This is a genomic window from Shewanella sp. Choline-02u-19, assembly GCF_002836205.1.
In the GTDB taxonomy this organism is placed as follows: domain Bacteria; phylum Pseudomonadota; class Gammaproteobacteria; order Enterobacterales; family Shewanellaceae; genus Shewanella.
In genome coordinates this window covers 599744-625100 of sequence record NZ_PJBE01000012.1, presented here as the reverse complement: position 1 = coordinate 625100, position 25357 = coordinate 599744, and the positions used below count along the sequence as shown (strand labels likewise).

Below are 25357 nucleotides of genomic sequence, written 5' to 3'. Positions count from 1 at the left end.
CTAAATATATTTTAAACTTCTAGATAGTGAGTATAAAACGATAAAAGAAATGATTGCAGGTTTAGATGCTGTCGAGTAACTCTGGTTCAAACTGCTCTGGAGAGACACTTATATCCAGCTCAGCGATTCTGGCATTCAGCTGGGCAATATCTTTTTCGACTGTCGAAATGGTTAACGTGTTGTCATCCAAGCTATAAACTTGCTTCAGGCTGGCAAAATAAAAACTCAAGATGATAAAAGCATTTCTGTCATTATTATCTGCTGCCAGTTTAATTTTAGCCAACTTACGATAAATTTGATTATTGAGCTGCTTTAAGCGCCAAACATAATACACTTCGCGCATATAGGGCTTTTGCTTTTGTGAATGTAATACCCCACTGCAGAGCACTATCGCCATAATCACACCGATAACGTTCAGGTGAAAATTGCCAGTCGAGCCACCAGGAGTTGCGGCTGTTGCGCCAAGGAAATGAATTAACAATGTCCCAAATACCAGCGAAAGTATCGCTAAACTCGCGACAAAACTGCTGATCACAATATTGGTATTCTTACGATAGCTTCGTTTATCAATATGCATTAATTGCATCCGTGGCTCTCAAGGTTAAGCGGATAATAAGGCGGTTATTCTAGCATCCTAAATATTAGAAAATCCTCTTTGTTACGCTAAAATATTTGTATTTATGCCACAACCTTGGCAAGTTAAGTTTTTACTGAAATAACAGTGACGAATCCAACCAAGCTCACAATTTTCACTAAACGACTTCTTTAGCGGTAAAAACATCTAGACGTCTAAATTGACAGGCGGCTCTCGATCTCATATCCTCTCAGCTATTGAGATGTACCATTCTGTGATTTTAATCATTTAAAACACAGTTTGTTCCAGCTAGGAGGGCAATGGGGACAATGGTTCGATGACTGATTTAATAGAAGAGAGATAACATTGACGAATTCCAACAACGCTCCTAAAGCTGCAGCAACTGACGTAATAGCGCCATCGTTTCTAGCGCTAACACCACTTTTTCTATTTCTAACATTGTTTATTGGTGCCGGGCTTTACTTCCAAAACCAAGGTGTCGATTTTGCTTTTTATCAATTGCCCAGTGTAGTCGCTATTCTACCTGCGATTATCTTTGCCATTATCATTTCTAAGCAAAGACTTAACCAATCAATCGAAACTTTTTTAGCCGGCATTGGTCACTCCAACATCATTGCGATGTGTATGATCTACCTGCTTGCAGGTGCATTTGCGGCAGTAGCAAAAGCAACCGGTGGCGTAGACGCAACGGTTGCACTCGGCTTGTCATTGGTTCCTTCTAGCTTATTGCTACCTGGCTTCTTTGTGATTGCCGCCTTCATTGCCACAGCCATGGGCACATCAATGGGCACTATTGCCGCGGTGGCACCTATTGCGCTTGGCGTTGCAAATGAAGCACAAATTGATTTAGCGATTATGGCTGGCGCAGTCATTTCAGGCGCGCTATTTGGCGATAACTTATCCATCATTTCAGATACCACCATCGCAGCGACTCGCACTCAAGGCTGTGAGATGAAAGACAAGTTTAAAGAAAACCTTATCTTCGCTATTCCAGCCGCGATCATCACTTTGATTGTGTTCACCCTGGTTGGTCAAGGCCAGGCTGACGTAGCAGCGCAAGAGATAGACTTCATTAAGGTGATCCCTTACCTCACTATTCTGTTTTTAGCCGTCGCTGGCTTGAACGTATTTGTCGTCCTTACCATCGGTATTTTACTGGCCGGTGTCACTGGTTTATTGACCATGGACTACGGTGTCATCCAGTTTGGACAAGATATTTACGCTGGTTTTGGCAACATGCAGGAGATCTTTATTCTCTCTATGCTGGTCGGTGGCTTAGCAGCACTTATGCAGCAACAAGGTGGCCTATCGTTTGTTAGCAAGCAGATTGAAAAACTAATTACACGTTTTTCAAAAGCCAAAGGCGAAGCATCATGCCGTGCTTCAGAGCTAGGTATGGCAGGTATTGTGGCTGCAACCAACACCTGTGTTGCTAACAATACAGTGTCGATTGTGGTCACTGGTGATATCGCTAAAGATTTGGCAGAAAAGCATGGCGTGACCCCAAAACGTGCAGCCAGTATTTTAGATATTTTCTCATGTATTATCCAAGGTTTGATCCCCTATGGTGCGCAAGCACTATTAGTCGCATCAACCTTTAGTTTGTCACCATTTGAAGTTGTTACTCATGCTTGGTACTGCATGATCCTCGCAGTGGTCGCGGTACTTATTGTGGTTTTTCGCAAGCGAAACTAAATAGCATTATTCACCTAAGCCGTGGTTAACGCACTGACTAATTGAAAAGAGCACCTTATTCAGGTGCTCTTTTTTTGTTTAGCTCACAAATCAATGAGCTTGTAACAGTAGTAATCGTTTATAGCCTGTGATGCGCAATGCACTCTTGTTACCTCTATTCTAGAAATAAGCATATTTTTATCGCCATTGGATCAATCGAACGATTTGCGTAAGGAGAATTAATCAGGCACGTTGGTCTTAGCTCAGAATGAATAATATTCTCATTAAAAAGAGTGCATCACAGCACTGCTTTTTGCCATAATAACCGCCCCACGCGAGTAGCAGGATGAGTCATTTTATGGCGCACAAGTATGGAAGATAAGATTAAGTATCAATCGATGCAGTATGATTTGCACCGATTAGTCGTACTGACTATTTTTTTTGGTGCCCTTATCGCTGCAATCGGCGTGTCCATTTCAACTTGGGCAGAATATCAAATCATTGGTGATGCCGTTTTTAATCGTCGCGCTGATGTTTTAGGCGACTACAACCATGCCAAACTCGCTTTTGTATTCAACATCGCCTTGATGATCACAGGTATTTGTATCATGCTCGCGATGTTCGGACTCTACTTACTCAAACAAGGTTTTTTTAGCCACTACTTATCCTTAATCGGCGGTTGGGTCGGCATCTCAGTCCTATTAATGGGAATGTTCCCAATTAACTATCTTGATATGCATCGCCTAGTGTCGACCAGTTTTTTACTCGGCACTGTGTTGATGTACTTCCTCTGTATCACCGATAGACTCAGCCAACACTCTGTTTGTAAGGGACCCATTTTTTGGTTGAGTATTTTGGGGTTTATTACCTCATCAAGCCTCGTGATTCAACTCGATTGGAATACTCTCGATTTTGTCCCTTGTCAGCACGCTGAAGCTGGCCGTTGTTGGGTTGCTATCACCATGTGGATTCAAACGAGTATTGTGATGCTCTGGTGTTTATCTTTTGCATGGACTATCCGCAAAATAGCGATTAAAAACTACCTCGAACTGTCACAACGTTATCTTACCGGAGAACAATAAATCCAACTATGAGACTCGCTAAATACCTCGCCTTAACCGGTTGCTGTTCGCGCCGCGCCGCGACTCGCTTAATCAGAGATGGCCATGTAATGATTGATAGCCGCCTCGCGAACCACATTGATACCGTGACGTTACTCGAGACACCCGACGGCCTGCGTTGCCAAGAGCAACTCTTAGTCAATGGTAAGCTCATCGCCGCCGTTGAAGCCAAAGCTTATTGGTTATTCAATAAAGCCGTTGGCACCGATAGTCGCCTGCTCGCTGACTTGCCTAATAGCTTGTGGCATTTACTGCCTGAATCGCCACGACTGTATCCAGTGGGGCGTCTCGACAAAGATTCTCGCGGTCTATTGATGTTAACCAACGATGGTGAACTTGCTCACCAATTAATGCACCCTGATTTTGGTCACTGCAAGACCTATCACGTTACAGTGGACCGACATTTCAGTGATGAATTTCTATTACAGATGGCCGCTGGAGTTAGCTACAAGGACGTTACAACCCTGCCCTGTAACATGAGTCGTTTAACTGACGATAGTTATCAAATAGTCCTCACCCAAGGGCTAAATAGGCAAATACGCCGTATGTCACAGGCACTCGGGTATAAGGTTATCGACCTCAAACGGATCTCTATTCAAAGTCTGACGTTAGCTGATTTAGCGGAAGGTGAAATGCGCCAATTAACAGAAGCTGAGTTGTCTCAGCTAAAAGCATCATTAGCAAAGTAGCACTAATATTAAAGAGTAAATTCTCCAATACTCATCCATCGTCAATGGCCTCCCAGACTTACCGCTGCAACAATCGCTGTACACATACACCCAACGTGCTGCCAGCTTTAATGTTTTGAGACTTTTATGTGCGCAGCCTTGCGCTTCATGGTTATAGCTTTGTATAATATTTCTCAGCCATTTAACGTGATAGAGCGTTCTATTTTTGGCATATACGGCTGAGTCCAGTCTGCATTAGCAGAACAAAAATCTAGCTGATGCCACTCATGGTGATAAATGCAGGATGAAAGTCCCTCCACGAATCGGAAATTAAGGACGTAATGAAACATGATGTCACAATGGAGTGGAGCTTCGTTTTGCTAACTAAAACCCCAACAACTTATCTAATATGTGACGCCATCTCATGATTAATATTTGTCGTGATATACGGCAGTGTTTCCTTCAAACACTGCTCTTAATAATGATTTTTATTCCTGTAATGGCTTCAGCATCTGATATTGCCAGCAGTGTCACCGGTGGAGTCGATAATCGCCTTGCTAACGGTGGTTACTTTGAGCTCGGGGCTAGCGTTTACGGCGTTAATAAAGTCGATATTCGTCAAACAGATTATCAAGCTGTGCAGCCATCATTATTGATTAGCGGTATGTACCAGTACAAAGGGCTATTTGTTGAGATGGTGCATCAATCTCAAGATGGCATTAATTTAGGATTTAATTTCTGGAACTCTGATAATTGGTCACTCGATTTTTTAGCCGCAAATCTCAAAAGTACTTGGGCACGGCCAGAAGATGTCGACCCCTCCACTCTCAATGAAGCGGGCCGTAACGCTTATTTATTGTCTGAAGAGTCTCTCTATGTTGGCGCGGGATTTCGAGCTACACGTTATTGGGATGGCAATTACGTATTTCAGTACCGAATAGTCAGTGACTATTTGAATGATCAAGGGATCCAAAGCACAGCCCGACTGGGTAAGTCTTGGCAAGTTCGAAACTGGAACTTTCATGCATTAGGCAGCATCGAATACTCGTCATCCACTTTGAATCGCAATCTTTTTGGTGTCGGTAGCGATGAAGCTACTGAGCTATTTCCCGAGTACCATCCAGGCAGTTCGTTTAGCTATGGCTTGGAAGTCGGCGTCGCTTACCCCATTAGCGAAAGTTTTGTATTCCGCGCGATGTACCGCGTCAATGTGCTGCCAGATGAAGTCACTGAAAGCCCCTTTAATCAGGCTGATTATGTGTCGTTTTTTAACGCCTCAATCAGTTATGTATTTTAGGGGACACATGAATAATTTCTATCTGTGCTTAGCGCTCCTATTACTCTTTAACCCAACAATAGCTTGGAGTGAGGAGTCGTCAATCGTCTTTACCGCAACGCCGGAACGCTGTGTTGCGCTACATAAAGGCCAAACTTGCTATCAAGATGTGTTGTTCCGCTGGAAAACGCCAGAGGTTGGTCACTATTGTTTAGTATTGTCTCAAAGTCAGCATCAGCTCGCCTGCTGGAATGGAGCCGCAGTACAAGAATATCCATATAGTTTTGAAGGGGATAAAACCACAACTTTTAGCCTTGTGAGGAGCGATGACGCTAGATCTCTGGCAAAAGTGAAAGTCGTTGTTACCTGGGTCTATAAAGCGCCTAAACAAAGTCAGTCAGGTTGGAGATTATTTTAAGAATGTCAGTTGAAAAACATATCTTAATCGTCGAGGACGATGCATCACTGGCAGAATGGATCAGTGATTACCTCCTTGAACACGGCTACGGGATCACCGTTGCCAGCCAAGGTGACTATGCCTTAGAGATGATCGCTGAAGAGCAACCAGACTTAGTGTTATTAGATGTGATGCTGCCGGTTAAAAACGGATTCGATGTATGCAAAGAAGCAAGAGCCTTTTATTCAGGCCCGATTCTTTTTATGACTGCCTGTGTTGAAGATGGTGATGAAATTCAAGGGCTAGATGTTGGCGCTGATGACTACCTCACTAAGCCTATTCGTCCACAAGTCTTACTAGCACGCATTAAAGCCTTATTACGCAGAGCTAATGATGACAAGATCAAGCAGCAACTGGTGTTTGAATCTTTGATACTCGATGCAACGGCTAAGTCCGTTACGGTTGGCCAAGAATCGTTAGAGTTGAATGCCAATGAATTTGATGTATTTTGGTTATTGGCTTTAAAGGTAGGCCAAGTTGTTAGCCGCATCGAACTCGTCTCTGAGCTACGCGGCTTTGAATACGACGGTCTGGATCGCTCAGTCGATATCCGCGTGTCACGATTACGAAAAAAGCTGCTCGAAGCTCAAAATCAACCCTATAAAATTAAAACCATTCGCGGTAAAGGCTACCTATTTTGTCGTGATAAGGGAGAGACTGACTCATGATCGGTTTAACGTCATGAGAAAGTTAATCATCTCATTAGTGCTTGCGGTTTTGGCCACGATTACCAGCCTAGGCTGGTCGATTAGTGAATTTGCCGCACTGCAAAACCCAGAGACTGAAACTCCCAGCACCACTGAGCACCTCGCGGCATTAACTCTTTTAGGCGTTGCTCTGTCACGGAGTTTAGATAATGAAACTGCCAGTAATACTCCCTTTATCGACAACTGGAACCAGCACAATTCAGAGCAATTATCACTCATTGCTGAAACTGAATTTTTCTTGCCTGAACCGCTTAAACTACAGTTTGATACCGAGGCATCCCTGATGCTAGAGTCCGATGAAGGGATCTCGTTGCATTACCTGATGCCCAAGACAGGCCAAGTACTCAACATTAATACAGGCCTAACGACACCAGTGGATGCCAATTCAGATCTTAACGAACTTTATACCATGCTCTTTTACGGCGGAGTCGTTGTGATTATGCTGGTGTGGGTATCGCCTTTAATCCGGCAATTGCTCCATTTGAGCAGAGTGACTAAAGCCTTTGGTATGGGAGAGTTGCAACAACGGATGGCTGTGAATAAGACCTCTTACATTGCCTCGATTGAGACTGAATTCAACCGCATGGCCGATCGGATCCAACAACTGCTCGATGACAATAAACTGCTTAGCCGAGCAGTCTCCCATGATCTAAAAACTCCGATTGCCCGACTTAGATTCGGCATTGAAGCGCTAGAGGAAACTAAAAACGAGCAGTTACGAGTTAAGTACTTCCGGCGGCTTAATCAAGATCTAAACACCATGGAAGAGTTGGTGATGACGCTGCTCAGTTACGCTCGTCTTGATCAAGCCAATATACAACCAGAACTGCAACCCATAGAGTTAAATACTTGGCTGCAAAGCAAACTTGCAACCCAAGTAGACTGCAATCACTCGCTCGAGTTTATCCCCTATACGCAGCCGCTAACCGTCAACACAGATCCTAAATATCTGTCGATGCAAGTGAGTAATCTACTCAGTAATGCCGAGCGGTTTGGTCAGTCAAAGGTGCAAGTATTAGTAGACATTGAAGATGATGCAGTGTGGATACATGTTGATGATGATGGCCAAGGCATTGATGCAGAGGAAGCGGAGCAAGTGATTAAGCCTTTTGTGCGCGGCCAACAAAGCCGAGGCAATGCGGGTCACGGCATGGGTTTAGCAATTGTTAATCGCATTGGCGTGTGGATGGGATCGCAACTATCCATTAGTCGTGCTCCTGCATTAGGTGGCGCACGTATGTCGCTGCAATTTAAATTACATTAAAGTGTATGTTCACATAAACACAGTGAGTATGTGAACATAAATGAGCTAAAACATTGACTAATTCACCGTCGCGAAATCATATTTAGCGAACTATTCTGCCGTCATCCAATGTTCACCTAGTGCTGTGTTAAGAGTAAATAAATAAAATGCCCCCCCTTTCTCCCCGAGGATTTTATTGAAATAGATCTGTTTCTCCAGAAAAGACTGAACCACTAGTACTAACTAATGTATTCATCTGCCTTTCTTGAATGAGTAAACCTGTATACATATTTATCCCGTCATCACTAGAACCGTCGGTTTCACTATCAAAAACGAGTATTAGCTTTAAACTTGGATCTAAGTTTTTAACCACTTAATTTAAATTAAAACAATACTCTGTGCCTAAGCCTTACCCAATTTAAAAATACATTAACAGCCTTCAAAGCCGCTAAAAAATAGGTTGCACCTTTATTTTAAATAACAAGTTAAACCTACTTAATTAACCCACCAAACATATTAAAAATTAATTAATATCCATATTTGGAAGTTTTAATTAGCGTTGAGTCGCTGTTATCAATTGTTTTATCTGTGAAATGGTTACAGGGGGCGTATTTTTAAAAAGAGTTGATAGTATTAGCGCGCTCCATAATTATCAACCAACGGGATAAGCATGTCTATTTACCTCATTTTTAACTTTCAATTATTAAAAGGTAAAAACAATTAGATTACTTTCTCATCATTAAGATCTAGTTTACCCCCATATAATAGCGAGAATTTATGATTATTAATCGACAACTTAAATAAAAATACTTTAGCGCTTAGAAATAGCTCTATCTTTTAATCCTGAAAATAATAATCAGCTTATGGTTTGTTTAGTTCAACGGAATCATTTCCACTATAAGCTGAAAGTAATATAAAAACTCACCTTAAAAGACACCCGCTAAATACCAGAGGAAGAGCCTCACTGGAATATAAGTCTCCGAACGAGGTCTTTATGGAGCATTTTCTCGCAACATAATGTGCATTTAGGCTGCCGGAGGGGCGATATTACCCCTTGTGCCATTAATCATACCTTTCTATGTATTCATCAAGCGTATTCTTCAGCGATTGGCCGTAGCCATCCAGCCACGTATAGCGTTCACGATACATTTTTCGTTTTGGTCGCTTGATATCTTCCATTGATTTACGAGCAGAATTAATCGGTAGTTTGTAGAAAAAATCATCATGAGATTCACCATTATGCTCTTCCCACAAGCGGTCATAATTAAGATTAATTGTTTTTCTTCTTCTTTTTAGACCGTAACGTCTAGCAGTATATATATGCCTTGAATCCTTTACGGCATATATATCTCTTATTCCCAGATTAATGGCGAGTAAGCGTAATGTTTCGACCATAAACGATTTAGGACGTAATCCATAAATCGCCTTGGTAAATAATCGGCTAAAACCATTATCATGAGCCCCGCCTTGTACACAGCCAATATAAATATCATTATCGACAACTGTAAATGAAACAATATAACATCTTTTGTATTTTGAGTCTGTAAGTGAAAGAGTAAGTTCCCCTTCCATTGTCGGATTCAGATGAAATGAAAGATTGATTAAATAATATTGATCATCAATATCTATCCTGTGAAGTGTTAATCGACTATTATATATTTGATGGCGAGCGTCGGCTGAAAATTTGCGTTCAAACCAGTTGTAGTGGTTAATTAAAATTTCAATAATTTCTTTTTTACTATGTCCAGTTCGTAAATAAGGCTTTAAAAATTTAGTCAGGAAATCTGGTTGATTTTTACAGAGTGCTTTTCGTTCACCATGATAGAAATTGTCATTCATCTTTTTTATGTGAGGGTGGTTAAACAAAGTTCGAATGATGAATTTAATTATAAACTTTATCTTCCCCTTGCTTTTAAGACTACTAGCCTCAATCGCCATACCAATTATATTCATGATGTTTTTCTCAAATTTTTAATTCAAATAATAAATGCATAACTTTAATATTGAAACAATACAGCGCTATAGCTGCGTCAGGAAGAATACCCCCCAACAGGTACATATCTGGGGAGGGGGGAGTTATTTAAAGTGCTTTATTAAAGGCGCTATAAATAATAAGCGGCGCCAAAATTTAGATAACTAACCTTCAATACTGACATGGCCAATAATATAATTGGTGTCATACACTCGAGAGCCAGTGTTAGGATCTTTACTATTTAGGCCAGTAACTTCTACGACAGTTGAGGTTTCTTTATCAATAGTAGAACTGCCCCAAAGTAGATCATTACTGCTGGTTGTACCGACACCGAATTGACCAACAGAATCGCGATTGGTCTGCTCGTTAGTGAAGGTAAAATAGGGGAACCCAGCCTGTTGACACAGTTCTGCAGACTTAAGCATGACGTACTTTCTTGTCAATGCTCTGTCTGTATTAGTGTTGCCGACAAAACTAATTTGCCAGCTGTCTGGTGCTATCTGCACCGTTTCAAATCCTTTTCCGAAAGACCAAAAGTTTTTCTCTGTATCGTAGGGTGTCGCGCAAGCAGCTAGCATGAGTGCTAGCCCCACAATCACGAATATATTTTTAAATGATTTCATTGGTTTTTCTTATCCAGATTGATTAGAAGCTATAGTTCACGCCTAACGTCGTAACCCACTGATTTTTACTGTCGATAAGGGGGGAATCAGCCATATCCGTGCCTAAGTGCGAATATCCAGTAGCCTGAGTGATATCGAGATGCTCAGTAATAGGAACGACCAAGGCATAACCCGCTTTATAAGCAAATGCGCCGCTGCCTTTATAAGCGGAGCGTTTAGTTGTAGCATCAGACTTTGATACACCCGCGTAGTAATCAACATAGTCTTTACTGAAATAATGTACGCCAGCGTAAGGTACGATATCTGCGAAGCCTATATTCATTGGGTGGTAATAGGTTACGTCTGCTTGATAGCCATCGTATACACCGGTTACATCGTGCTGAAATTTAGTCGAAAATGTGCCTTTACCGAGATGAATATCAGCGTTTAAACCTAAATCACCGCTAACCTTACGATCCTTCATGCCCTTTAAAATATCGGCATCGCTAGAGTCAAAGCCTGGGTTTGCCACAACAAAGGCACTGAAGTTAATTTTGCTATCGTTATCACCAAAAAAGCGGTAGTTAATGCCTGCAAGATCGGCGTTAAAGTCTTCGCCATGGTAACCACCGTTAAGGTAATAACCAGTTTTATGGTCTTGGCCCTTATAGAATTCACTGCCAGTCGCAGCGCCTGCTCCTGCAAAATATTGGCCTTGATGGCTGTATATATTACCGTTACGAATATAGGTATTACCGTCAGCTACGGCGTGGCTAGAGACCAAAATTGCTGTGATAGCGAAGCATAATTTTTTCATTTTCAAATCCTTTTTTACATCTGTCGAGTGACTGTGAGGCCACTATATTCGACTTGTAATTTGGACTCTGTATCCGAATGTATCCTAGCGGTACATTTGGTTGTGCTACCCGTCGGCATTGTTCAGCAGTTAAAAGTTTACATTGGGTTTCAATCATCCATCTGTGGTTCCAATTGCCTGCGGCAAGCGTATGTGCAGATACGCCCGTGACACGCAGCAAGTCCGTCCATGGAAGCTCGCCATGACATCCATGTCATGGAGGGTCACGACCGTATCTGCACTGGGTTAGAAAAGCTCAAGACTCCAGCTATTGTGCTTTCAATTAAGAAAATCGAAGTCAGTACCCCATGTAACGAATAGAAAACACCAATTCCCCATCGAAGTTGCCGAAGTATGTTGAAGAAAGAGCCGTAATGCCCACACGGTCTTTCCCGTGCATCCATGCACTTCAAGACATTCAGGCATCCTGCCTATCAGACGTGGGTATAGCTTTCGCGGGACAGTCCACTCCTTGGCATCCATGCCATCACGGCATTTGTAAATCCATTTACATCAGATGTCCCATCGGAAGCGTTAGCTATTTATCCACAAGCATGAGGCCTGTACTCAACGCATGTAACTTCGTCGGGGCGTCATGGTGGATGCAAGGGCGAAGTTCATTACGATGAACTCTTTGAGCGAGAGCCATGGAAGGCGAGCTGGCTTTTGAACAAGGAAGTTCTTGATAAGGACGAGCAGTCCTCCTTGCTCGGGTGTGGGCGAAGCGCCACGACTTTTATCAAACGGAGTTTGATTATCTCAACCACCAGCGTGCGGCTGAACTCCCTATCCCACGCACAAGATACAAAAAAGCCGAAACACCTAAGTATTTCGGCTTTTGCCATTCAAACAACCATTAATGATTATTCAAATCATTAATGCACAATTTCCATCTCTTCAAGCAAGTTATCTGCATGATCAAGGTACTTCATCACCCAAAGCATATAACGACTATCTACCTGAATAGAACGGTTAGTCTCAGGATCGTAACCCCAATCACCAATGATACTTTCGTACACACCGTCAAACAGTAGACCGACTAGCTCTGCACGACCGTTTAAGGTCGGTGAACCTGAGTTACCACCGGTGGTATCAAGCGTAGATAGGAAGTTCACTGGTACAGAATCTAACGACTTCACATAGTAATCGCCGTACTGCTTATTCTTAATAAGTTCAAGCTGCTTAGACGGCGCATCGAATGGATCGGCACCCGTGTCTTTCGCCAAAATACCTTCAAGGCGCGTAAACGGTTCTGCGCGCATGCCATCTTCAGGCGAGTAACCTTTAACATGACCGACTGTGACACGTAGGCTTGAGTTGGCATCTGCGTAAACTGGCTTACCTTGCTCACGGTTATAAGCGATGATGGCGTCCATATACATAGGACGAACCTTCATTAACTCACCCGCATGCTCCTTGTCTTTCTGCTCTTCTTTCATGTCTGTGTCATACATGGCAACAGCAAACTTGATGAAAGGATCGTTAGATTTGTTGAAGTCTGTTACTGACTTGTCCATCCACGTTAAACGCACATCTTGTTTATCAAGATCGGTTTTGGCGTACATCTTATCCAGTGTCTTTTGCAGCTTCTTGGCATCGAACTTCTTGCCAATACCAAAAGCGCTATCCAGTGCCTTCACTCGCTCATCAGCAGGCAGTGCCGCATAACGACTGAGTAAATCAAACAGTACGGCTTTATCAACACTTGCCGCATAACGACGGTCGATACGCTCCATGCTTGATTTAAAGCGGATCATGTCGCGCTCTTGGTAACCTGGTTCACGCGCCATATCGTCTAGCGTTTTCTCATTGGCTAAACGATAGAGTTTACGTGCCGTTGGCACCATAGTGGTGTAACCGATGTAACCTAAGATAATGTCGCGAGCTTGATGCTCGTTACCTTCGGCAATCAACTTATCGAGCTTGGCAAGGGTTTCGCCATACTTGGCTTTGCGCTTGCTGTCTTGGTTGATCCAAGTGGTTAGCTCTGCTTCACGCCCTTTTCGGTCAGCCAACATAGTCGACTTACCGTAGAACTCGATCATTGAGGTAAAGTTTTTCGCGTAATTAGCAAGACCAGCGATTAAGCTTTCGTACTTAATACGCTCATCACTGCCCTCTGGTGCGGTTTCTTTAATAATGTCGATAAAGCGTTCGCGCAGCATTTTTCCTTCTGGATACGCCCATTCAAAGGTGTTTTCCACTTCATTGGCTGTGCGGTAACGATTGGTACGGCCTGGGTAACCTGCCACCATCACAAAGTCACCGTCGCTGACGCCTTTTGCCGATACTTTCAAGAAGCTCTTTGGCTCGTACGGTACGTTGTCTTGGCTAAAATCTGCTGGCTTACCGTCTTTAGATACATAAGCGCGGTAGAAAGAGAAGTCACCAGTATGGCGTGGCCACATCCAGTTATCGATATCGCCGCCGTACTTACCCACGCTTGCTGCTGGGTTATATACTAAACGCACATCGCGAATTTCTAGCTGCTTAACTAAGTAATACTCAAGACCGCCGTGGAAGCTATAAACCTGACAGCGGTAGCCATCTTCTTTTTCGCACTCTGCGACTAAACCTTTCTCTCTTTGCTCAATGCCTTGATAAAATGCGTTTCCTGTCTTGCTCTCAAGTCCCGATTTTATTTTATCGGTCACCTCGCTAACGTCTTCGGTAACGAAGATGCGCGAACCCGGTGTTGCCGCAAGCTCTTCGCCGAAAGACTTAGCTAAAAAGCCATCACGCAGTAAGTTTTTTTCAGGGGTTGAGTTGTATTGAATTGAGCCATAAGCACAGTGATGGTTCGTCACTACAAGGCCTTTTGGCGACACAAATGATGCCGTACAGCCGCCAAGGCTGATCACGGCATTCATTGGAAATTCGGTGAGTTTTGAAATTGAGTTAACATCTATTTCAAGTCCCTTTGCCTTTAGCTCGTCTGCCATGGCAGGAAGTTGGTAGGGTTGCCACATACCTTCGTCAGCTACTGCACCAAAAGAGGTCGCCATAGCGACTGTCAAAAGCCATTTCTTCATTTTGTTAAGTCCATTTTTTAGATATTTTAGGATTATTGTTATTTTTACTTGCTGTAATATCGATTTATGAGACGGCTAGATACAAAAAAGCCGAGCCCAATATGCAAATATTGATGCTCGACTTTAGCACAAGATGTTAGCCAAGAAACAGACTCTAAATTAATCTGTTACAAAGCGATTACTGTATGTTGGCAACGCTTTATAAAGCAACCCACAACTGCGCGGCAATAATCCCTGCACCTAGCAAGCCTGCAATGCCCATGGCAGCGGTTCCGCCACTGACTTGATAACCGCCTAAGTTTTGCTTACGTTGACCAAGAGCCATGACTATAGGTAAGAAAATAATCATCACCACCAATGGAATAGCGGCAAACCCGAGCACTTTAAAGAAGCCGTCAGGGTAATAAAGCGCACACAAGAGTGGTGGGATAAAAGTGATGAGCCAGGTTTGAGCTCGGCCGAATGCATTATTTTTTGCACGCGTTAGCTCCGCCACATAATCAAACAAACTCATGGTCACGCCAAGGAAAGACGTCACCAACGCGAGGTTGGCAAATAGGTCGATAAACTGCTGTAAAATAGCCGAGTCAGCGACCCCTTGAAGTGCAGTGACAAGCAAGGGTAGTGAGCCTTCAAAACCGTAAACTGTTTTGCCACCCAGCGTGCCTAACGTCACCATTAACCACAAAATGTAGCAAACCAATGGAATGGTAGAACCAATAATAAGCACTTTACGCAGTGACACCGCATCACCATCTAAATAGCGCACTATGGTCGCAATACAAACGTGGAAACCAAAAGAGGTAAACACAATCGGAATAGCCGCTAACCACAAGTTAGTTAAATCACTGCCGCCAACCATGCCTGTAGTTGAACTATTCATCATCAGGCTCATATCGACTTCAGGGAGTAGATAGGCAACCACTATAACTAACAAGGCGATCATAGAGGTGAATAACACACGCGAAACTTTATCAATCCAACGTACACCCACCGCAATGAAACCACCAAAAATAGCGGTAAACATCAATACAGCAAGTTGATTGTCCATTTTCATGCCAACCAGTTGCATCTTAGACTCTAGTAGCGATGAGCCCCCCATTAGATAGACCATGGTTAACGCAAATAATAAACTTAGAAATGAGCCACCTTGAATAAGTTGACCGACTTTACCCAAAGTTTTACCCGTAATGGCATGTACATTTAGACCAACGCCTGCACGTAAGTTAATTTCGAGCATTAATAACGAGGTATAGATAGATACCCCCCAAATTAGCACCAATAAAAACAGTGCTGGGATAGTACCTAAAGAAGCAGTAGCCAGTGGCAATGCCAACATACCACCACCAATTGCCGTTCCAGCTACAATGGCGATAGAGCCAAGTATTTTTGAGTTCACAAAATTGTCCTGTTAGATTTTATAATTTATTTTTGGTAGGTCAGATTTAGAACGACTTTGAGGGAGAGATCTTTTCGCACGTTAACAATACTATTAACAGCCCCCAATCGAATCTGGTCATCATCAACCTTAGCGATTCCAATTGGCCCCAACGGCTTAGTTAAATAATATGGATATTCACCTTATCAACTTTGCCACTGAGGCGGTATAAATCGAGGGCAATATCGATAAGATTGTTTCATTACGACTCTTTCTCTAAAAAATGACTGTTAGCGACATTAACAGCTACGAACCGCGTGGGCAAGACATCGGCATAGCATAAAATCAACTTAGTACGAATCGACAATAAGCTTGTAAAGCCTTAGTAACAGTTAGTTTACGTTTGACTTTTTTTGCTCAATTTTGAGGCGTTGATAGCTTTTTTAGCATTGATATTGGTCCACTAACCACTATAATGCTCGCCTCTGCTTCGGGGGAGTAGCTATCAATCTTTGCAATAAGTGTGCATCGATTGAGTAAGTATCAACATAATTGGCCATACGCCGTGGTACTTACAGTTAATGACTTATGTCGTTAACCCAGCAAGACCTGAGCACAATGCCACTCATATTGGGGAGGGGTGTATTGTGCTTGGAATTTTGCCTCCCCGATATAGGAAATACTATTGGAAGCCTTTCTCGCCTCTACCTTTACTGTTGCTATCGCCGAAATCGGTGATAAAACTCAACTACTCGCGCTGGTTTTAGCCGTACGTTTCAAAAATAAGACCGCCATTATTCTTGGCATTTTTCTATCCACACTTGCAAACCACTTTGCCGCTGCTTGGTTAGGCCAATGGGCCATCGGTTATATTAACCCTGATATTGCGCGCTACTTAGTTGCGGGTTCATTTTTTGCGATCGCACTGTGGGTGCTTATTCCCGATAAAATCGATAAAGAGGAGAGCCGCTTTTACGCGATGGGGCCTTTCTTAGCCACTTTCTTCCTATTTTTTATTGCCGAGATGGGCGATAAAACTCAAATAGCCACCGTAGTACTTTCCGCTAAATATGATGCACTTGCCATGGTGGTGATGGGCACTACGCTGGGCATGTTGATTGCCAATGTTCCAGTGGTCATCGCCGGTCACTTTAGCGCTGAAAAACTGCCTCTGCATTGGATCCATCGCGGCTGCGCCGTACTCTTCGCCTTACTGGGTGTGGCAACGTTGCTGTTTTAACCGTTGCGCTAACAACGAGTTGCGAGCTAAGGCTGAGATAACGCTCAGTTCTTAACCCGCAACTTCGGTTTTTAGCTGTATTTGGTGCTTAGCTTATAGCCCCTAGCGACTTTTAACTCGCTGTTGCCTTTACTTAAGCTCGTCTGCACTAATACCGAGCACCTTAGCAAGACCTTCGCCGTAAGCGACATCAGCCTTCATACAGTTCTGGATGTGTCGGATCTGAATGTGTCGATCAGCGCCGCCAACTTGAGCTGCCGTATTGGCAAACAATCTTTGCTGCTCATCACTTCCCATCAATCTAAACAGGTCTCCTGCTTGACTGTAGTGATCATCATCCTTATGGCTATAAGCATCGGCATCACCATCTATCTGCATTGGTGGCTCACTAAAGTCAGGTTGTTCCTGCCATTCACCTTGAGAGTTTGGCTCATAACCTATTGTGCGGCCCGCATTACCATCGGTGCGCATAAGCCCATCTCTGTGATAAGAGTGGAACGGACATTTAGGTGCGTTAACTGGAATATGGCTATGGTTTACACCCAGGCGATATCTCTGGGCATCACCGTAGGAGAACAAACGTCCCTGCAACATCTTATCCGGTGAGAAGCCAATACCAGGTACGATAGTTGTCGGTGCAAATGCAACCTGCTCTACGTCCGCAAAATAGTTATCCGGATTACGGTTAAGCTCTAGTTCACCCACTTGGATCAAAGGGTAATCCTTGTGCGGCCAAATTTTGGTTAAATCGAAAGGATTAAACGGACAGTCACCTGCCGCAGTCTCTTCCATTAACTGAACATATAAGGTCCACTTAGGGAAATCACCTTGCTCAATTGAGTGCAGTAGATCCGCCTGATGACTTTCACGATCGTTAGCAATGATTTCAGCGGCTTCTTTATCTGATAAGTTTTGGATCCCCTGCTGAGTCTTAAAGTGGAACTTCACCCAGTAGCGCTTATCATCTGTGCTGATGAAGCTGTAAGTGTGAGAACCAAAACCGTCCATATGACGATAAGACTTAGGGATACCACGATCACCCATGGTCATAGTGATCTGATGCAGAGCCTCTGGCGATAACGTCCAGAAATCCCAGTTATTGTTAGCACTACGCATGTTAGTGTGAGGATCACGCTTTACTGCATGGTTAAGATCTGGGAATTTAAGTGGATCTTTAAGGAAGAAGACCGGCGTGTTGTTACCCACTAGATCCCAGTTTCCTTGTTCGGTGTAAAACTTAATCGCAAAACCGCGAATGTCACGCTCAGCATCTGCAGCACCTCGCTCACCAGCTACAGTCGAGAAACGAACAAACACTTCAGACTCTTTACCAACAGACTCAAACATCTTAGCCTTAGTAAACTCGCTGATATCATGGGTCACGGTGAAACGACCAAAAGCGCCAGAACCTTTAGCGTGCATACGACGCTCAGGGATTACTTCACGGTCGAAGTGAGCTAGCTTCTCAAGAAACCAAGCATTTTCAAGCAACATAGGACCGCGCTTACCTGCTGTTTTAACATTTTGGTTGTCAGATACTGGGGCGCCAAACGCTGTGGTCAATTTCTTCTTATCCATAATAAACTCCTAGAACTCACATCAATCATTATAATAAAGTCGGTTTTCAGATTTAAATATTTAATATATTAGTATGAAAACAAACGGGCTAGAGGGCATGTAAACAAAGCGAATTATCACGCTTAGCATTAACCCAAGTTTCGATCAGGTCATAAATAGTTGCCATGGTACAACTCCTAAAATCTGCATAACGAGTAACTATGTCGATGGAGTAATAGTAGTCGCTCATAGGGAAACATTAAAACGATTAGATTAGATGAGCTCAAACTGTTTTGACGATTACGACTGTAATAGTATGATTAGGCCGGTGATTTATGCAGCTAAGGGCTGCACTTGTTCGACCAATTTTAAGCTGGAGTTTGGTAGAGAGAATGTGGATGGGGTTTTACCTTTAACACCAGATAAAAGATTAACTCAGTGGCGAGGCTATGCCTTATAGGTAATAGGTTTAATCAGGGGCCAGGTAATCCATGACACTAAACAAGCGCTTTAAGTTAATAATGTTTGCAGCGTGGCCTGATACTATCAAGCCACTATAGAGCCACTGTCATGCTTTTTATTCTGGGGTAGCTTTGTCCGCTTTATAGAGCCTAACGATATAATAAATATCGATGAGCACGATAAAAAAGTTAACTAGAGCCACTGGCAATGCATCAATCGCTAAGCCATAAGCGACGAATAAAGCCGCACCCACCAAGTTCCACCAACGTAACTTTTTGATATTCGACATCATCAGCGATATGGCAACCACCACCGATGCTAAATACCCTACCCATTCCCATATTGTTGCGCTATCCATTTTAGCTCCAAGGCTTACAAAAAAACAATACATTGAGTATGGGCAATAGTTTACTAATGCAACAGCTTACCGCTCAATTATTTGTACTTTACTGCGCGTTAAACAGATTAACGTTTTACCACCGCCGCAGTCATTCGAGATATGCAACACAGTTCGCCTGCACTATTGTGGATCAACACTTCCCATACTGAGCTGCGCTTGCCAAGATGCACAGGTTTGGCCGTTGCCGTTAACATGCCATTGCGTGATGCCTTTAAATGGTTAGCATTAATCTCTTGGCCAACGCAGTAATACTGCTCAAAATCGACCGCGAAATTTGCCGCATAGCTGGCGACGGTTTCGGCCAAAGCAACATTAGCGCCGCCATGAACGATACCTAAAGGATTATGTACAGCAGGTGATGCAAGCATTGTCGCCTTCATATAATCATCACCAACTTCAGAGATCGTGATCCCCATCGTTTGCATCAGTGTGCCTTTACCATGCATCCCTGAATCCATTTTGGCACATGTTTCTAAGCTTACGGGTCTAAACCAAATCGACATCTGTTACATCCATTTTTTGTAGTTATTGTTAACAGTTTACTGCCTAAGTAAAAAAGTTTAAATAGGTAAGATGAGTATAAGTCTTTGATCATTATGCGGCAGTTCATCGCGTTGACCATAACGGTAACGCTTTATTGATTTTTGGCAAAGTGGAAGGTTATCGGTGTATAGAATAGGCGCGTGATTGAGCTTATTATTTAGGTGTCGATACGTTTTCACGTCCAACTTATGTGCCTAACCACGCGCCATAGGGTAACTGGTCGTCTGAACTGAAATGGTTGAGAATTACAATTATTGAAATCTAACTTTATCAGCACTAGCTTAACTAAGTGTTAAAGTCGATTGTCAATCTGACACCCAGTGTCAGCTAAATATTTTCATTGAATGACTGTGTTCGCTTTAGCGCGCTGTAAATATTTGTCATCAATATGATTGGCTGTGCATTAGCAGCATTGGTTAACTGCAATACCGACCCCTCTGTACAGTCATTAAGTTAGCTGCTTGGCTGTTTCGAGAATACTAACTCTAATTTTAAATAGCTACATAGCCAAAAATGATGAAAACTTCCATACATTTTCAACTCACAAAACCTTGCTATGGATGCAGTGTATACAGCAACATTTTTGCTGCAAGCAAATTACGTCGATTTAGCACATAAAAGTTATATTTTTACCCTGCTAAGGCATAGAAACATTGATTACAACAATAAAGCTAACAAAGGTACTCGCGCACGAACTGAATACGTACAAAATAGATACGTAAACCACTTATTTACATAGATATATTAACAATAGCGATATACTACAATAGTGATTCATAAGAGGTGAGCAATCCTTTCTATGACCTAGTTGTGATCAAAGCACTACTAAAAAGAAAGTTTTAAACTACTTTTTTTACACGTTAATGAGCCGTTAGTGCATTAAGCTGCCATTTGTATCGATTTATAGTTAAAGACGAGTGATATCATTGCTATCGGTAGCCTAATTAAGCAATAAAAAAGCCACCTTTTCAATTAAAGGTGGCTTATCAGTTGCTCTAATACCAGCAGGCTAACCCGTGGTTAGTTTGCCATTAGTGCTTACGGCGACGTAAGCCAAATAGCGATAGCATTAATAGGCTTAGATAACCCAATGAACCACCATCGTCTTTCTTTGGTGGGACAACAGGTACAACAGGCTCTACTGGCGCTGGATAGCTCAGGGCAATAATCACAGGATCATGGTCTGAAGAGCGGAAGGCATTATCAGAAATTTCGATATCGCCTTGGTTATACGCAGAATACTGGAACAAGATAGATTCAACCGAGTTGATATGCCAATCTTGAATGTCTACCAGTCTCGCCGCAGCACTTGCATTAGCTAATGCATGATCTAAGTTACCCAATTCGCCACTGTAGCTGTATGAGTAGGTACTAGCACCATGAGCCTGAGTATTAAGGTTAATTAAGCCGTAACCTTTGTCAATCTTACTACCCGTTTGCTCATAAACTTTACCTTCAAGCGTCGTCCATGAAGCAGAAACTATCTCACGTTCGGCAGTTGCAGCATCATAATCTGTCAAGACAGCGATAGGATCTTCCATGCCATAAGCATTCATATCACCGAGAACCAAGATATCACCCTCAATATCTTTGAGTGATTCACCGATAACCTTGGCTGCAGAAACACGGAACTCGTTACAGTGTCCCTGTAGATCTGCTGGATCATTCTTCTCTGCAAATTCAGCCCAATCTTCTAAGCAGCTTGAGCCTTTAGATTTCAAGTGGTTAACTAAAACTGTTAACTTCTCATCATTGATCTGGAAAGTCTGAGCTAAGCTGTGACGTTGATACTTGTTATAACTAGGGCTAGTTTCAGCATCATTACCTTCACCGCGGCTCATCACTCCAGCAGGAGCATGTTGCTCTGGAGTCTCGATAACAAACGCATCACCGGCAGGCTTAACCTTACTTGGGCGATACAGCAGTCCGACAGTAATTGCGTCGCTACCAATGAACTTACCTTTGTACTTATCAGCTTCGTTTGCTTCGATAAACTTATAAGCATCGATAGCAGGTAACTCAGCGTTCAAGGCATTGACCAGATACTGAATCGAGCTAGTTTCACCGAAACCATTATTCTCAATTTCCATCAAACCAACTACATCAGCGTTCATCTCTTTTAGCGCACTAACAATCTTTGTGCGCTGCTTTAGATAATCTTCTAATGTATGTGCACCACGACCACAACTCTTTTTAGCTTTATCGGCATCGGCTTGATCTTTACAAGTGGCATTCAATGTACCACCAACATCACTGTCACTGGTGAACAGATTCAGAACGTTGAAGCTGGCAACGCGGATATCGCCCATAGTAGCAATATCAGGTGTTGACGATCTGTCGTTATCGCTGCGTAAAATGTCACTTGTAGCAATCTGGTTGGTTGCTACAAGATGATACTTCCCATAGCCATAACCGATCATGCCTTCTAGGTTTGTGATGGTATCTCCAATACGGATATATCCAGTCTCTGCGTTGAAATCGGCAAGATAGGGAACGGTACCATTTGGTGCTTTGATGCTAGGAATAATTTGCAGTTGGTTGGCTTTATTTTTCGATTGAATAGCGGCTGCAGCATCTGAACCCGGCGCTTCAACTTGAGTCGCCTTCATCAATGGCGCTTTATGCGACAAGACAAGACCCAGAGGATCGCCACTGCGACCATACATACTGGTGACCTTCATATCTGTAGCCAGATCGAGCTTAACTTTCATTCCCTCTAAACGCTCAAGGGTATTAGAAAGTCTTTCGCCTTCTACAATATAAAGCGGCTCAGCCGCAGGAACTTCGGCATTTCCATCAGTAGCAAAATTATCTCCGACATCGGTGATACGTGTCAGACCATAACTTTCTTCAATCTTACCCTGAACACAAACTTTAACACCCGGTTGAATCGCTTCATCTGCAGATCCATTGGTGTTCACAAATATGCCGTCAGAAGTGAATAGAGACCCATCGCCATCTATTTCCTGCAGATAGAAACCTTTTTGGCTATCTGCTCGAGCGGTCACAACACCGATAACGGTGTAATCGGCATCAGTCTTGTACTTACCATCTGCAATTAATGGACTCTTGAAGCCGGTACCTTGAACATCATAGATTGGCGTGAATGTAGCACCTGTACAGCTGAATGCTGGCACTTCAGGTTCAGGACCAGGACCCGCTCCACCAACGAAGTCGCCGCTGCGAGCTCCGAGTCCAGCTAAATAGTTTGTTCCTTTATCAATCCACTCACTTTCAACCCAGACGGCTTGAGGTGCTGTAACAGCATCACTACGTTGAAGGGTGACATCTTTAGCGAAATTATCAGAAGAAAGAATGCCGACCCTATCGATTACAGTCGTGCCATTCATTAAATCAACAGCGTCATTCCCATTAAAGGTCATCTTGGTACTGGTAAGCTGATCAATGCCCGCATCTAAAGGAATGTCTGTAAGGTTATGAACCACTACTTTGGTTCCATTAGCAGCTAATGTACCACTTAAGGTAGCCATTAACGAAGCTGCGGCGGCACCATTACCATGTCTAATCAAAGTGTAGCCAGATAAATCTACCGCCGTATCTCCAGCGTTATAAAGCTCAATCGCTTTCTTGTTACCACCACTGCCTTCTACATATTCACTAATAATTACATCTGCGCTCGCCATCATAGGCAGAGCAGCAGCTATTGACAGTGCTAATACTGACAATTTTTTAACATTATCCATTTATTCAACCCCATTTTTATAATATTGCCGCTAATTTTTATTAACGTGCACGGGGATTCTTACAGAGAAAAGTGACAAAAAGAAGACGCCTACGTCACATTAATGCCGTTAACTGACTGTAATAAAAGGAAAAAATAGACACTTAAACGAACAGCACTAACATAAGTAACAAAAGACCTACTTAAATCAGTGGCTTAACAAGAAACAGTAGGAAGTAAAACGTAGGTTTAAAAATATTAAAATTTTCACTAAATAATTTTAATATTTTAGTCATAAACTCCACTTAGTCAGTAAATTTCATATAAAAACACTAATCTGCCTGAGTTTAGCCAGCCACAGTCACAAAAAAACGACCCGTAGGTCGTTAATTTTTACTGAATTGGTATTAGCCTACTGCATGTAACTTTAATTGATTCTGATAAGGCTCAGCCCAACGTAATAACTCAACACGGTTACGTGCATGGGTTTTTCTAAAAATGGATGAAATATGTGCCTTAACAGTGTGCTCACTGATACACAATCCTGTAGCAATTTCTTTATTGCGAGCTCCGCTGGAAACCTGTTGAATAATGGTTTTTTCTCGGCGGGTTAATTGTTGGAATGATTCAGAACCTTCGGTTGATAATGCTCGTGGGGTATCGATTTGACTCACTAATTGACGGAACACACGGCTGATCAAAATTCTGTCATACCATAGTTCATCTGCTAGGACTTTTCGTAAGCCCGTGAGCTGTAAATCCATTCGTTGATCTGCAAACAGTAAACCTCTAATGCCCAATAACAGCGCAGACTCTTCATCTAAAGAATCCTTGCTCACATTATAAAGTGCCACAGGCACATGCTTAACCAGCAATGAAGCAACCAAAGGGATGCCATTACAGTCAATCGCAGCACCTTGTTGAGAGATAAGGTAGAAACTACTGCTATCAGCGCTAGGTTCAAGTTGCTCAATATCTGAAACCACTCGCGTCTTCAATCCAATTGATTCTGCAAGCATAGCCAGGTGGCAAGGTGCAGCCACCTGATGAAGAAACACCACTTCATCAATATTATTCATCACTTCTCTCCCTGAGATATTTCACTTAGTCCATTTAATGCTTTGTAATAATTACCTTTAACCAAAAGAACTAATACAAAGCAGACTAAGTCAGTCTACATAGAGTTGACCTAGTAATAAAGTATGCCGGATGAAAATCATTTAACAGAAACAGTGTAAAGACTAAAGTGGACATATAATTCAGGGAAATTAACGGATCCTTAAACCTGTGGTTTCATCTTAATCGCGATCAATTTGTTATGGTACTGACTCAACAATATTATCGCAGCAATCGCCCCTACTAATGCCATTGCCATGTCAGATTGCGTATCCCAAACATAGCCTTGTGTACCGAGAAATGCTTCAGCATCTTCGCCGGTAAGCGCAGCGACCCACCATTCAATAAGCTCGTAAAGTGCTGAGAATGCCAACGTAAAACAAATAGCCAAAAAGTTACACCAAGCGCCAAGCTTAACGACACCTAAGCGGATAAACACTTCTCTAGCTAAAATAACGGGAATAAATCCTTGCGCAAGATGACCGACTTTATCGTAGTTATTACGGGTCGTCCCCGTCCATTGTGCAATCCAGTCAAACAAAGGAACTTCGGCATAGGTGTAGTGGCCACCGACCATTAAAATCACACAGTGAATAAGGATCAAAACATAAGCCAAGCTCGTTAGGGGAAAGCTATTACGAGTAAAAGCAAGGATTGGCAGTGCAAGTAATGCCGGTAAAACTTCTAACAACCAAGTGAACTGATCTTTCGGCTCAATTGCAGACCACAGCAGAACCAAAAAAAAGATAACTAGCCATGCAATGCTTTTATTCAAA

20 protein-coding genes are annotated in these 25357 nt (G+C 42.7%); 8 read left to right on the top strand and 12 right to left on the bottom strand.

Going from position 1 to position 25357, the window contains the following annotated elements:
- Window positions 1-61: 61 nt before the first annotated feature.
- A complete protein-coding gene (locus tag CXF83_RS04750; protein WP_101092345.1) occupies window positions 62-586 on the bottom strand; it encodes a DUF3087 domain-containing protein in 525 nt (174 codons plus the stop codon).
- A gap of 354 nt (window positions 587-940) precedes the next feature.
- Between CXF83_RS04750 and CXF83_RS04745 the strand changes: the two genes are divergently transcribed.
- The 7 genes from CXF83_RS04745 to CXF83_RS04715 all read left to right on the top strand — a co-directional run bounded on the left by CXF83_RS04745 (window position 941) and on the right by CXF83_RS04715 (window position 7762).
- Window positions 941-2290, top strand: coding sequence for a Na+/H+ antiporter NhaC family protein (locus CXF83_RS04745; RefSeq protein ID WP_232775033.1), 1350 nt, complete (start codon window positions 941-943; stop codon window positions 2288-2290).
- Between the two features lie 350 nt (window positions 2291-2640).
- Entirely contained in the window at window positions 2641-3351 is a 711-nt protein-coding gene (locus tag CXF83_RS04740) for a DUF998 domain-containing protein (protein ID WP_101092346.1), read from the top strand.
- An 8-nt stretch (window positions 3352-3359) separates the two neighbouring features.
- Window positions 3360-4079 carry an RNA pseudouridine synthase gene (locus tag CXF83_RS04735; protein ID WP_101092347.1) on the top strand — a complete coding sequence of 240 codons (720 nt, stop codon included), beginning with the start codon at window positions 3360-3362 and terminating at the stop codon, window positions 4077-4079.
- 478 nt (window positions 4080-4557) lie between these two features.
- The gene (locus CXF83_RS04730) at window positions 4558-5355 is read left to right on the top strand and encodes a MipA/OmpV family protein (RefSeq protein ID WP_232775032.1); all 798 of its coding nucleotides are present in this window, start codon (window positions 4558-4560) and stop codon (window positions 5353-5355) included.
- Between the two features lie 7 nt (window positions 5356-5362).
- Window positions 5363-5752, top strand: coding sequence for a DUF3019 domain-containing protein (locus tag CXF83_RS04725; protein ID WP_101092349.1), 390 nt, complete (start codon window positions 5363-5365; stop codon window positions 5750-5752).
- 2 nt (window positions 5753-5754) lie between these two features.
- A complete protein-coding gene (locus CXF83_RS04720) occupies window positions 5755-6459 on the top strand; it encodes a response regulator (protein WP_101092350.1) in 705 nt (234 codons plus the stop codon).
- Between the two features lie 13 nt (window positions 6460-6472).
- Window positions 6473-7762, top strand: coding sequence for an ATP-binding protein (locus CXF83_RS04715; protein WP_101092351.1), 1290 nt, complete (start codon window positions 6473-6475; stop codon window positions 7760-7762).
- A 1041-nt stretch (window positions 7763-8803) separates the two neighbouring features.
- Here CXF83_RS04715 and CXF83_RS04710 read toward each other — a convergent pair.
- The 5 genes from CXF83_RS04710 to CXF83_RS04690 all read right to left on the bottom strand — a co-directional run bounded on the left by CXF83_RS04710 (window position 8804) and on the right by CXF83_RS04690 (window position 15602).
- Entirely contained in the window at window positions 8804-9694 is an 891-nt protein-coding gene (locus CXF83_RS04710; protein ID WP_101092352.1) for a VirK/YbjX family protein, read from the bottom strand.
- A gap of 183 nt (window positions 9695-9877) precedes the next feature.
- Window positions 9878-10336: a CC0125/CC1285 family lipoprotein gene (locus tag CXF83_RS04705; RefSeq protein WP_101092353.1), complete on the bottom strand. Its 459-nt coding sequence runs from the start codon at window positions 10334-10336 to the stop codon at window positions 9878-9880.
- 22 nt (window positions 10337-10358) lie between these two features.
- On the bottom strand, window positions 10359-11132 hold the full coding sequence (gene ompV, locus CXF83_RS04700) for an outer membrane protein OmpV (protein WP_101092354.1): 774 nt from the start codon (window positions 11130-11132) through the stop codon (window positions 10359-10361).
- A gap of 914 nt (window positions 11133-12046) precedes the next feature.
- Window positions 12047-14203, bottom strand: coding sequence for a S46 family peptidase (locus CXF83_RS04695; protein ID WP_101092355.1), 2157 nt, complete (start codon window positions 14201-14203; stop codon window positions 12047-12049).
- A 199-nt stretch (window positions 14204-14402) separates the two neighbouring features.
- Window positions 14403-15602 carry an amino acid permease gene (locus CXF83_RS04690; RefSeq protein ID WP_101092356.1) on the bottom strand — a complete coding sequence of 400 codons (1200 nt, stop codon included), beginning with the start codon at window positions 15600-15602 and terminating at the stop codon, window positions 14403-14405.
- Between the two features lie 664 nt (window positions 15603-16266).
- Here CXF83_RS04690 and CXF83_RS04685 point away from each other — a divergent pair.
- Window positions 16267-16821 carry a TMEM165/GDT1 family protein gene (locus CXF83_RS04685; protein ID WP_101092357.1) on the top strand — a complete coding sequence of 185 codons (555 nt, stop codon included), beginning with the start codon at window positions 16267-16269 and terminating at the stop codon, window positions 16819-16821.
- A 129-nt stretch (window positions 16822-16950) separates the two neighbouring features.
- On the opposite strand, the gene CXF83_RS04680 is transcribed toward CXF83_RS04685, so the two are convergent.
- The 6 genes from CXF83_RS04680 to CXF83_RS04655 all read right to left on the bottom strand — a co-directional run bounded on the left by CXF83_RS04680 (window position 16951) and on the right by CXF83_RS04655 (window position 25356).
- Window positions 16951-18399 (bottom strand): catalase, encoded by a 1449-nt coding sequence (locus tag CXF83_RS04680; protein WP_101092358.1) that lies wholly within the window; start codon window positions 18397-18399, stop codon window positions 16951-16953.
- 556 nt (window positions 18400-18955) lie between these two features.
- Window positions 18956-19198, bottom strand: a complete 243-nt coding sequence (locus CXF83_RS04675; protein ID WP_101092359.1) for a YgjV family protein — start codon at window positions 19196-19198, stop codon at window positions 18956-18958.
- 107 nt (window positions 19199-19305) lie between these two features.
- Window positions 19306-19743, bottom strand: coding sequence for a PaaI family thioesterase (locus CXF83_RS04670; protein WP_101092360.1), 438 nt, complete (start codon window positions 19741-19743; stop codon window positions 19306-19308).
- A 1071-nt stretch (window positions 19744-20814) separates the two neighbouring features.
- Window positions 20815-23487 (bottom strand): extracellular exonuclease ExeM, encoded by a 2673-nt coding sequence (gene exeM / locus CXF83_RS04665; protein WP_101092361.1) that lies wholly within the window; start codon window positions 23485-23487, stop codon window positions 20815-20817.
- Between the two features lie 385 nt (window positions 23488-23872).
- Window positions 23873-24544 (bottom strand): helix-turn-helix transcriptional regulator, encoded by a 672-nt coding sequence (locus CXF83_RS04660; RefSeq protein ID WP_101092362.1) that lies wholly within the window; start codon window positions 24542-24544, stop codon window positions 23873-23875.
- A 200-nt stretch (window positions 24545-24744) separates the two neighbouring features.
- Window positions 24745-25356 (bottom strand): DUF2238 domain-containing protein, encoded by a 612-nt coding sequence (locus CXF83_RS04655; RefSeq protein WP_101092363.1) that lies wholly within the window; start codon window positions 25354-25356, stop codon window positions 24745-24747.
- Window position 25357 lies beyond the last annotated feature (1 nt).